A 10,111-nucleotide genomic window follows, 5' to 3' on the forward strand; every position below is an offset into this window, starting at 1 on the left:
ATTCTACTTACTAATAATCGTCAGAAACATTTGCTTTACCGAAGTGTTTCGCGGCCCCACACTGGAGAAACCCGCAGCAGATCTGCAGCCAGCGCGCCCCGGCGCCCGCTCTGACCCTTCGTCGAAAGAACTAGTCTCGTGACCATGCCGCACTCCTCCAGCACCGAACTCCAGGCTGATGGCCCCGACGCCCGCGAACTCGAGACGGCGACCATCGCGCTCGTGAAGAAGTGGCTGGCCGACAGCGCCAACGCCCCGGCCGACCCGGCCGCCGAGCGCCTGGCCGGCGTGCTGAAAGACCCCAACGGCCTCGACTTCACGGTCGGCTTCGTCGACGGCGTGATGCGGCCGGAGGACCTCATGGTCGCCGGGCACAACCTGCAGGCCGTCGCAGGCAAGACGCCGCGCTTCCTGCCGTGGTACATGCGTGGAGCCGTCGGCCTCGGCGGCATCCTCGGCCCGGTGCTGCCCTGGGTCGTCATCCCCGCCGCTCGCCGCGTGCTCCGCGAGATGGTCGGCCACCTCGTCGTCGACGCGACGCCGGAGAAGCTCGGCCCCGTGATCGAGCAGCTGCGCGCCGGCGGCAACCGCCTCAACCTCAACCTGCTCGGCGAGGCCGTTCTCGGCCAGAAGGAGGCCGACCGCCGCCTCGCGGGCACCCGCGAGCTGCTGGCCCGCCCCGACGTCGACTACGTCTCGATCAAGGTCAGCGCGGTCTCCAGCCAGCTCTCCATGTGGTCATTCGACGAGGAGGTTGAGCGCACCGTCGAGCGGCTCACCCCGCTCTACGAACTGGCGGCGAACTCGGCGCCGGTCAACGGCCGCACCAAGTTCATCAACCTCGACATGGAGGAGTACCGCGACCTCGACCTCACAATCGCGGTGTTCGAGCGGATCCTCGACCAGCCCCAGCTGCTGGAGCTCGAGGCCGGCATCGTGCTGCAGGCCTACCTGCCCGACGCGCTCCGCGCCCTGCAGGGGCTGACCGAGTGGTCCAAGCGCCGCCGGGCCCGCGGCGGCGCCCCGATCAAGGTGCGACTGGTCAAGGGCGCCAACCTGGCCATGGAGCACGTCGACGCCGCCGTGCACGAGTGGCCGCTCGCCACCTACTCCACCAAGCAGGACAGCGACACCAACTACAAGCGCGTGCTCAACTGGGCGCTCACCTACGAGAACACGGATGCCGTGCGCATCGGTGTCGCCGGGCACAACCTGTTCGACGTCGCCTTCGCCTGGCTGCTGGCCGGCCAGCGCGGCGTGCAGAGCAACATCGAGTTCGAGATGCTTCTCGGCATGGCCACCGGCCAGGCCGAGGCCGTGAAGAAGGACGTCGGCGAGCTGCTGCTCTACACGCCGGTCGTGAACCCGGCCGAGTTCGACGTGGCGATCGCCTACCTGATCCGCCGCCTGGAGGAGAACGCCAGCCAGGAGAACTTCATGTCGGCCGTGTTCGAGCTGAACACCTCCGCCGCGCTGCTGCAGCGCGAGACCGCGCGCTTCCAGGCGTCGCTGGCCGAGCTGGACACCGTCGTGCCCGGCCCGAACCGCTTGCAGAACCGCGCCACCGAGAAGGCCGGCCCCGCCGGCTACGAGCTGGTCGACGCGCTGCGCCCGCCCGCCAACGTCGAGCCCGGTGAGTCGGCCGACCCGAACCTGACCGAGGTCGTGCTCGGCCTCAGCCGGGGTGAGATGGCCGCGGCCATCGACGCGTACGAGCCGGAGGCCGTCACGGCCGCCGCCCACGCCGTCGCCGCCGCCGTTGCCCCGGAAGCCGCCGCGCACACCGGCTTCCGCAACGAGCCGGACACCGACCCGGCCCTGCCAGCCAACCGGGCCTGGGGCCGCGCGATCCTGACGAGGATCGAGGGCTCGACCCTCGGCACCGACGTCATCGACGCCGCCCAGATCGGCGACGCCGCCGTGCTCGAGCGCGTGATCGACACCGTCGCCCACACCGGCGCCGAGTGGGGCAAGCGCAGCGGCGCCGAGCGCGCAGCCGTGCTGCACCGGGCCGGGCTGGCGCTGGCCGCCAACCGCGGCCGTCTCATCGAGGTGATGGCATCCGAGACCGGCAAGACGATCGCGGAGGCCGACCCCGAGATCAGCGAGGCGATCGACTTCGCCCACTACTACGCCGAGCGCGCCAAGGAGCTCGACGCCGTGCAGGGCGCGCGCTTCGTGCCGTCCAAGCTCACCGTGGTCACCCCGCCGTGGAACTTCCCCGTCGCCATCCCGGCCGGCTCGGTGCTCTCCGCGCTCGCCTCCGGCTCCGGCGTCATCATCAAGCCAGCCAAGCTGGCCCGCCGCTCCGGCGCGATCATGGTCGAGGCGCTCTGGCAGGCCGGTGTGCCGCGCGAGCTGCTCGCCCTCGTCGACTTCGCCGGCGAGGCCCGGCACGAGCTCGGCCGCCAGCTGGTGTCGCACCCGTCCGTCGACCGCGTCATCCTGACCGGCGGCTACGAGACCGCGCAGCTGTTCCGCTCCTTCCGCCCCGACCTGCCGCTGCTGGCCGAGACCAGCGGCAAGAACGCCGTGATCGTCACCCCGAGCGCCGACCTCGACCTCGCGGCATCCGATGTCATCAAGAGCGCCTTCGGCCACGCCGGCCAGAAGTGCTCGGCCGCGAGCCTCGTGATCGTGGTCGGCTCCGTCGCCCGCTCGCGCCGCTTCGAGAGCCAGCTGGTCGATGCCGCCAGCTCGCTGCAGGTCGGCTACCCCTCGAACCCGGAGACCCAGATGGGGCCGATCATCGAGCCGGCGTCCGGCAAGCTGCTGCACGCGCTGACCCAGCTCGGCGCCGATGAGAGCTGGCTGGTCGAGCCCAAGCAGCTCGACGACAGCGGCCAGCTCTGGTCGCCCGGCATCCGCACCGGCGTCGCGGCCGGCTCCTACTTCCACCTCACCGAGTTCTTCGGGCCGGTGCTCGGCGTGATGCACGCCCGCACACTGGAGGAGGCGATCCGGATGCAGAACGCCGTCGACTACGGCCTGACTGCCGGCCTGCACTCCCTGGACGCCGAGGAGCTCGCGATCTGGCTCGACACCGTCGAGGCCGGCAACCTGTACGTGAACCGCGGCATCACCGGGGCGATCGTGCAGCGCCAGCCCTTCGGCGGCTGGAAGCGCTCTTCCGTTGGCGCCGGCACCAAGGCCGGCGGCCCGAACTACCTGTTCGGGCTCGGCACCTGGGTCAACGACCCGGGCACGACCAGCCAGACGCTGCACCTGCGCGGGCTGGACCAGTGGGTGACCACCCTCATCGAGGCCTCGCAGCCCGTGCTCGGCTACGAGGAGTTCGACGTGCTGCGCCGCGCCGCGCTCAGCGACGCCATCGCGTGGGCCGACGAGTTCAGCACGGCGAAGGACGTCTCGGCCCTCGGCCTGGAGCGCAACGTGTTCCGCTACCGGGCGCTGCCCATCACGGTGCGCGTCTCTGAAGGCGCCAGCCTCGGCCACGCCCTGCGCGTCATGGCGGCCGGCGTCCTCTCCCGCTCGCGCTTCGAGGTGTCGACGGCGCACGCGCTGCCGGCCGGCGTGCTCGCACTGCTGGAGTCGCGCAGCGTGACGGTGGCGGTCGAGTCGGATGCCGCCTGGCTGGAGCGCGCGGCATCCGCCGGCATCGGCACCGAGCGGGTGCGCCTGGTCGACGCGATCGGCGGCGGCGCCTCCGCGGCCCTCTCCGCCGCGCTCGGCGGCAGCCCCGACGTCGCGATCTACGACCACGAGGTCACCCAGGCCGGTCGGGTCGAACTGCTGCCGTTCTTGCGCGAGCAGGCGATCTCGATCACCGCGCACCGCTTCGGCAATCCCAGCACCCTCAGCGAGGGTGTCATCTAGGCTGTTAGTCGGAGAAAACCCAGGATGAGAGTGGCGCGGGCCCTGTAGGGAGGGCCCGCACCGCTCTCATCCTGTTTTCATGCCGGTGCGCGGCCTCAGCCGGCGTCGAGGGCGGCGCGCACCGCCGCCAGCGCGTCGCGGGGGGCGACGCCCAGCTGCCCGGCGCGCTCGGCGAACGCCCGCGCGGCCAGCTGCAGCTGCGCCGTGGTCGGGTCTCCGGTGGCCGCGACGAAGCTGCCGGAGCGGCCGCGGGTCTCGATCACGCCGTCCTTCTCGAGTGCGCGGTAGCTCGAGGCGACCGTGTTCACGGCGATCTCGAGCTGGCCGGCCAGGGCGCGCACGGTGGGCAGGCGGGTGCCGGCGGGCAGTGCTCCGTTCTGCACTGCGGCGAGAAGTTGCATCCGCAGCTGTTCGAACGGCGGCGTCGACCCGGCCTTGTCGATCTTCAGCGGCAGCTCCATCGCGGCTCCTTGCTCGGGCGCCTGCGGCGCGTTCAGGCCAAGGCTACCGGCGCGAACGCCCGCACCCCGGCTACGCTCGGTGCGTGGACTGGTTGAGGGAGCTTGCCCCGACGCTGCTCGGCGTCGGGCTGCTCGTGCTGATCACCACCGTGGTGGCGTGGCGCTTCCGCCTGCCCGCCCCGTTCGCGCCCGTGCTGGCCGTGCTGCGCGGCGCCGCCCAGCTGGCCGCCGTCAGCCTCATCCTCACCGGCGTGATCGGCAACCCGCTCTGGGTGGCGGCCGGCCTCGCCGTCATGTTCATCGCCGCGGTGGCCACCAGCACCCGGCGCATCGGCTTCACCCGGCGGCACCTCGCCGACGTCGGCCTGGCGATGGGGATCGGCGTCGCCACCGCGCTCGTCGTGGTCTTCGCGACCGGGGCGATCGAGTTCACCCCGCGCTACGTCTTCGCCGTCGGCGGCATTGTCATCGGCAACGCGATGACCGTGGCCACGCTCACCGGCCGCCGCTTTGGCGAGGCCGTGATCGATCACTGGGACGAGGTCGAGGGCTGGCTGGCGCTGGGGGCGACGCCCCGGCAGTCCACCCTGACGCTGGCGAGGCGGGCCGCCCACTTCGCCTTGGTGCCCGCGATCGACCAGACCAAGACCACCGGCCTGGTCACGCTGCCCGGCGCCTTCGTCGGCGCCATCTTCGGTGGGCTCTCCCCATTGGAGGCCGGTCGCTTCCAGATCGTCGTGCTGGCCTCCGTGCTGGCCGCCGGGGCGATCGTCGCCGTCACCCTGGTGAGCGCGCTCGGCCCGGTGCGGCAGAAGCCGGTGCCGCACCGGGGCTGAGCGGCTCAGATCACCTTGTACTGCTCCAGCAGCTGGCCAATCATCGTCTTCTCGACGTAGTGCTTGGCGAAGCCGGGCACCGGGACGTTCTTGCCGTCGCGCAGGTAGTGCACCGACTTCATGACCTGGCGCACGTCGTAGATCGAGCCGAACACCTCCGGCACGCCACGGTCGACGCCGAGCAGTTGGTAGACCGCCTCCATCCCGGTGCGCACCGAGTATTCGGTCGTGAAGATGCAGTCGCGCGTCGACTCGGCGAACTGGCCGATGAAAGCAAAGTTGACCACGCCCTCCGGCACCACCTCCGGCCGGTCGCCGGCGGTGCGGGGCAGGAAGAACGCGGTGATGAACGGCATCATGCACGGCCTCGTGACGGCGCCGGTCGCGGCCAGCTCGTCGATCTGGTCGATAGGAACGCCGAGGTGGAAGAGCCACTCCCTGGTGATCTCCTCGCCGGTGCAGTCCCGCATCGGCTTCTTCACATAGTCGCCGTCGACGTCGGTGAAGAGCCCGTAGAACCAGACAACGGTCTGGTCGTCCGGCTGCGCCTTGAAGTGCGGCTGCCGGTTCACCGTCCAGGACAGCAGCCAGGCGGAGTCGCGGGCCGAGACGATGCCGCCCGTGACGACCTTGCCGGAGCGGGTGGGCCGCTTGGCGATCTTCTCGATGTAGGCGGGGATGCGCTCGTCCAGCGTCGTGATGCTCGCCGACTCCCACTGCGACTCCTCCGGGCTGGTGCAGAACTTGTCTGGCCGACCGAAGGAGGGGTGTTGTGCGGCGATGTTGCGCCAGAGGTGCCAGCTGCCGCCGTCGTGCACGACCGGGTCGAAGGCCGCCGCGGTCTTGTGGTCTCCCCACTGCGAGTTCTCGACGAGGGAGCCGTTGGTGACGAAGACCAGGTCGTCCTCGGTGAGGTCCAGCCCACCCTCGACGCCGTCCCTGATCCAGGCGATGCGCTTGGCCACCTTCTTCGCATCATTCCTCGGGCCGGAGATGTCGAAGGTGACATCCATCACCCTGGTGTTGTTCTGCAGCTTCACCCCCTGCCCGCGCAGCCAGGCGACCAGCGGCATCACGAGGGATTCGTACTGGTTGTACTTGGTGAACTTGAGCGCGCTGAAGTCGGGCAGCCCGTCGATGTGGTGGATGAACCTCTCGACGTAGAGCTTCATCTCGAGTGCGCTGTGCCACTCCTCGAAGGCGAACATCGTGCGCCAGTACAGCCAGAAGTTCGAGTCGAAGAACTGCTGGCCCATCACCTCGTTGATGCGCTTGTCGTAGAGCTGCTCGTGCGTGGCCAGCACGAGGTCGGTCAGCTCCTTGGTCGCCCGGGCGCCGAGCGTGAAGTTCATGCCGGTGCGGGCGTCCTGTCCCTGGTTGATCGTCGCGCGCTGCAGCGAGAAGTTCGGGTCCTCCTTGTTCAGCCAGTAGAACTCGTCGAGCACCGAGCCGTCGACCTCGAGCGACGGGATCGAGCGGTAGAGGTCCCACAGGCACTCGAAGTGGTCCTCCATCTCGCGGCCGCCGCGAATCAGCCAGCCCGTCTCGGCGTTGCCCGCCCCGTCGAGCGCCCCGCCGTCGACCGAGGAGGCTTCGAGCACGGTGATGCGTTCGCCCTTCATCTGGCCGTCCCGGATCAGGAACGCCGCCGCGGCGAGCGAGGAGAGGCCGGCCCCCACGAGGTAAGCGGACTTGCTGTCGACGCCGTCCGGCTTCTTGGGCCTCGCAAACGCCTCGTAGTTTCCGTTGCTGTAATACATTTCTGCGCTTACCTTCCCTCGGGAACACGGTTCCACCAGTCTGCGCCGACCGGCCGCTGACGGCTAGGGCGCGTTGTGGCTCCGCGAGGGAGGCGCGGGATGGCGCTGCGGGCTAGTCGCCGCTGGGCTAGTCGCCGCTGCGCTGCACCAGCCGCGAGAGCACGATGGCGCTGCGGGTGTGGTCGACGTTGGGGGCGATGCGCAGGCGCTCCAGGGCGTCCTCGAGGCTCGGGATGTCACGGGAGCGCAGGTGCACGATGGCATCGGCGCTGCCGGTGACGGTGCCGGCATCGACGACCTCCGGCACGGCGGAGAGGATTCGGCGCAGTTCGTCGGGGGCCACCGTTCCGCGGCAGAACAGCTCCACGTAGGCCTCGGTGCTCATGCCGTCGACGGCCGGGTCGACCTGGATGGTGAAGGCGCGGATCGTGCCGTCGGCGACGAGGCGGTCGACGCGGCGTTTGACGGCGGATGCCGACAGCCCGACGACCGAGCCGATGTCGCCGTAGCCCGCTCGGGCGTTCTGGCGGAGGAGATCGAGGATGCCGCGGTCCAGATTGTCCATCCCGTCACTCTACGCGGATTCATTGCGCTGACCGGCAGATATGCGCAGAAATTCGGCGCATTGCGGCGAGTATCGCAGCTTCACGCCGTGTGAAACTGAGGGTGGCGTCTGGAGCGAGCGACCCTGGTCGATCGCCGCAGGCTCAACGAGTGACCTGGTCCGCCATCCGTAGTATCTCTGGATCTCGCGGTGGCCGTTTCGCGCACCGCGGGCTCTGCTCACCGTTGAACAGGGAGGCCCCACATGCCCGATATCGCCACCACACCGATCGCCACCGCGCCGGCCGCACCGGCATCCGCCACCGCCCGCGAGACCAGCGCCGTGCCCGTGCAGCGCAAGGCCGTCGCCCGCTCCGTGCTCATGTGCAAGCCGGAGTACTTCACCGTCGTCTACCGGATCAACCCGTGGATGGACCCGGCGCTGCCCACCGACACCAGCCTCGCGGTGCGCCAGTGGCAGACCCTCTACGACGTCTACATCAGCCTCGGCTTCGACGTGCAGCTGATCGACCCGATCGACGGCCTGCCCGACATGGTCTACGCGGCCAACGGCGGCATGGTGATCGACGGCATCGCCTACGGCGCCAGCTTCACCCATCCAGAGCGCCAGCCGGAGGGCCCCGCCTACATGGAGTGGTTCGCCGACAACGGCTTCGAGGTCGCCGTGCCCGAGGAGATCAACGAGGGCGAGGGCGACTTCCTGCTCGTCGGCGACACGATCCTGGCCGGCACCGGGTTCCGCAGCGACTCCCGCTCGCACCAGGAGTTGGGGCGGGTCTACAACCGCGAGGTCGTGACCCTCACGCTCATCAACCCGAGCTTCTACCACCTCGACACCGCGCTCGCCGTGCTCGACTCGACGCCCGGCCAGGAGCACATCGCCTACCTGCCGAGCGCCTTCGACGAGGCCAGCCTCGCCATCCTGGCCGAGCGCTACCCCGACGCCATCATCGTCACCGAGACGGATGCCGCCATCCTCGGCCTGAACTCCTACAGCGACGGCCTCAACGTCGTGATCGCCAGCCGCGCCAAGGACTTCGAGCGCCAGCTGATCGAGCACGGCTACAACCCCATCGGCGTCGACCTCTCCGAGCTGCTGCTCGGCGGCGGCGGCGTCAAGTGCTGCACCCTGGAGCTGCGACGATGACTCTCTCAACCACCTCAACGACTCCGCGTCAGTTCGCGGCCATCGTGCTCGAAGAGGAGCACGCCGCACACAACTACCACCCGCTGCCCGTCGTGGTGGCATCCGGGGACGGCGCCTGGGTCACCGACGTCGACGGCCGGCGCTACCTCGACTGCCTCGCGGCCTACTCGGCCGTGAACTTCGGCCACTCCAACCCGGTGCTGCTGGATGCCGCCCGAGCCCAGCTCGGCCGCATCACGCTCACCAGCCGCGCCTTCCACAACGACCAGCTCGGCCCGTTCGTCACCGAGCTCGCGACGCTGGCGGGCAAGGACATGGTCCTGCCGATGAACACCGGTGCCGAGGCCGTCGAGTCCGGCATCAAGGTGGCCCGCGCCTGGGGCTACCGGGTCAAGGGCGTCGCGCCGGATGCCGCCAACATCATCGTGATGGCCGGCAACTTCCACGGCCGCACCACGACGATCATCAGCTTCAGCGATGACGAGGAGGCGCGCGCCGACTTCGGCCCCTTCACGCCGGGATTCCGCACGGTGCCCTACGGCGACGCTGCCGCGCTCGAGGCGGCCATCGACGAGAACACGGTCGCCGTGCTGCTCGAGCCGATCCAGGGCGAGGCCGGCATCATCGTGCCGCCGGCCGGGTTCCTGCCCGCCGTGCGCGAGATCACCGCGCGCCACAACGTGCTGTTCATCGCCGACGAGATCCAGTCCGGCCTCGGCCGCACCGGGGCGACGTTCGCCTGCGACCTGGTCGGCGTCGTGCCCGACCTGTACCTGCTCGGCAAGGCGCTCGGCGGTGGCATCGTGCCCGTCTCGGCCGTCGTCGGCAACCGCGATGTGCTCGGCGTGCTGGAGCCCGGCCAGCACGGCTCCACCTTCGGCGGCAACCCACTCGCGGCCGCCGTCGGCCTCGCCGTCGTGCGGCTCCTCGCCACCGGCGAGATGCAGGAGCGCGCCGGCCTGCTCGGCGAGCGGCTGCAGGCCGGGCTGTCCGAGCTCATCGGGCACGGTGTCCTCGCGGTGCGCGGCGCCGGCCTCTGGGCCGGCATCGACATCGACCCGGCCCTGGCCAGCGGCCGCGCCGTCTGCGAGTCGCTGATGGAGCGCGGCGTGCTCGCCAAGGACACCCACGGCTCCACGATCCGCCTCGCGCCGCCGATCGTTGTCTCCGGCGACGACCTCGACTGGGCGGTGGAGCAGCTGCGCGCTGTGCTCGAGGAGCTCGCCGGCTAGCCCGCCGGTGCCCGCCCGCTGCCTGCACCGGGCGGGCACCGGCTGCGCCGGCATCCGTTCTCGAGCACGCGAGGGTGCCGCTCCCGCCCGCCCGCTCGCGCCCGGCGCCCGCCGCCGCCATCACCGACCGGGTCGACCGCTACCTGGCCCGGGTCAACCGCGACGCCAGCGCGGCAGAGCGCGCCCGCCTGCAGGCCGCGACGGTCGTGCTCGACCCGCCGCGCGCCGGCGCCGGCCGGGCTGGCCCGCTGCTTCCCCGCGCAGATGAAGGGCT

At 70.5% G+C, this 10,111-nt stretch carries 7 protein-coding genes and 1 pseudogene; 5 read left to right on the forward strand and 3 right to left on the reverse strand.

The annotated features are described in order from the left end of the window. Positions 1–144: 144 nt before the first annotated feature. Positions 145–3,837, forward strand: coding sequence for a bifunctional proline dehydrogenase/L-glutamate gamma-semialdehyde dehydrogenase (locus tag GY24_RS05020; protein WP_104474656.1), 3,693 nt, complete (start codon positions 145–147; stop codon positions 3,835–3,837). A gap of 95 nt (positions 3,838–3,932) precedes the next feature. Here GY24_RS05020 and GY24_RS05025 read toward each other — a convergent pair whose 3' ends face one another. Then, on the reverse strand, positions 3,933–4,298 hold the full coding sequence (locus GY24_RS05025; protein ID WP_104474644.1) for a GntR family transcriptional regulator: 366 nt from the start codon (positions 4,296–4,298) through the stop codon (positions 3,933–3,935). A gap of 83 nt (positions 4,299–4,381) precedes the next feature. On the opposite strand from GY24_RS05025, the gene GY24_RS05030 reads away from it, so the two are divergent. Beyond that, the gene (locus tag GY24_RS05030) at positions 4,382–5,134 is read left to right on the forward strand and encodes an ABC transporter permease (RefSeq protein WP_104474645.1); all 753 of its coding nucleotides are present in this window, start codon (positions 4,382–4,384) and stop codon (positions 5,132–5,134) included. A gap of 5 nt (positions 5,135–5,139) precedes the next feature. Here GY24_RS05030 and GY24_RS05035 read toward each other — a convergent pair whose 3' ends face one another. Together GY24_RS05035 and GY24_RS05040 are read right to left on the reverse strand one after the other, a co-directional pair. After that, complete coding sequence (locus tag GY24_RS05035; protein WP_104474646.1) at positions 5,140–6,894, reverse strand: oleate hydratase; 1,755 nt, start codon at positions 6,892–6,894, stop codon at positions 5,140–5,142. A gap of 127 nt (positions 6,895–7,021) precedes the next feature. Next, entirely contained in the window at positions 7,022–7,459 is a 438-nt protein-coding gene (locus GY24_RS05040) for an Lrp/AsnC family transcriptional regulator (protein WP_083362306.1), read from the reverse strand. Between the two features lie 243 nt (positions 7,460–7,702). Here GY24_RS05040 and ddaH point away from each other — a divergent pair, with 243 nt between their 5' ends. The 3 genes and pseudogenes from ddaH to GY24_RS05055 all read left to right on the forward strand — a co-directional run. After that, positions 7,703–8,605 (forward strand): dimethylargininase, encoded by a 903-nt coding sequence (ddaH, locus tag GY24_RS05045; protein ID WP_104474647.1) that lies wholly within the window; start codon positions 7,703–7,705, stop codon positions 8,603–8,605. After that, a complete protein-coding gene (gene rocD, locus GY24_RS05050) occupies positions 8,602–9,837 on the forward strand; it encodes an ornithine--oxo-acid transaminase (protein WP_104474648.1) in 1,236 nt (411 codons plus the stop codon). Before ddaH ends, rocD begins: the two co-directional genes overlap by 4 nt. Before the next feature lie 74 nt (positions 9,838–9,911). Beyond that, a pseudogene (locus GY24_RS05055) lies at positions 9,912–10,111 on the forward strand (hypothetical protein); the annotation flags it as partial.

Source organism: Microterricola pindariensis (genome assembly GCF_002936985.1).
GTDB lineage: Bacteria > Actinomycetota > Actinomycetes > Actinomycetales > Microbacteriaceae > Microterricola > Microterricola pindariensis.

What these genes read in the sequence shown, in the direction of transcription:
- GY24_RS05020 (WP_104474656.1), top strand. Translation starts at nt 145, where the DNA reads ATGCCGCACTCCTCCAGCACCGAACTCCAGGCTGATGGCCCCGACGCC.
- GY24_RS05025 (WP_104474644.1), bottom strand. Translation starts at nt 4,298, where the DNA reads ATGGAGCTGCCGCTGAAGATCGACAAGGCCGGGTCGACGCCGCCGTTC.
- GY24_RS05035 (WP_104474646.1), bottom strand. Translation starts at nt 6,894, where the DNA reads ATGTATTACAGCAACGGAAACTACGAGGCGTTTGCGAGGCCCAAGAAG.
- GY24_RS05040 (WP_083362306.1), bottom strand. Translation starts at nt 7,459, where the DNA reads ATGGACAATCTGGACCGCGGCATCCTCGATCTCCTCCGCCAGAACGCC.
- ddaH (WP_104474647.1), top strand. Translation starts at nt 7,703, where the DNA reads ATGCCCGATATCGCCACCACACCGATCGCCACCGCGCCGGCCGCACCG.
- rocD (WP_104474648.1), top strand. Translation starts at nt 8,602, where the DNA reads ATGACTCTCTCAACCACCTCAACGACTCCGCGTCAGTTCGCGGCCATC.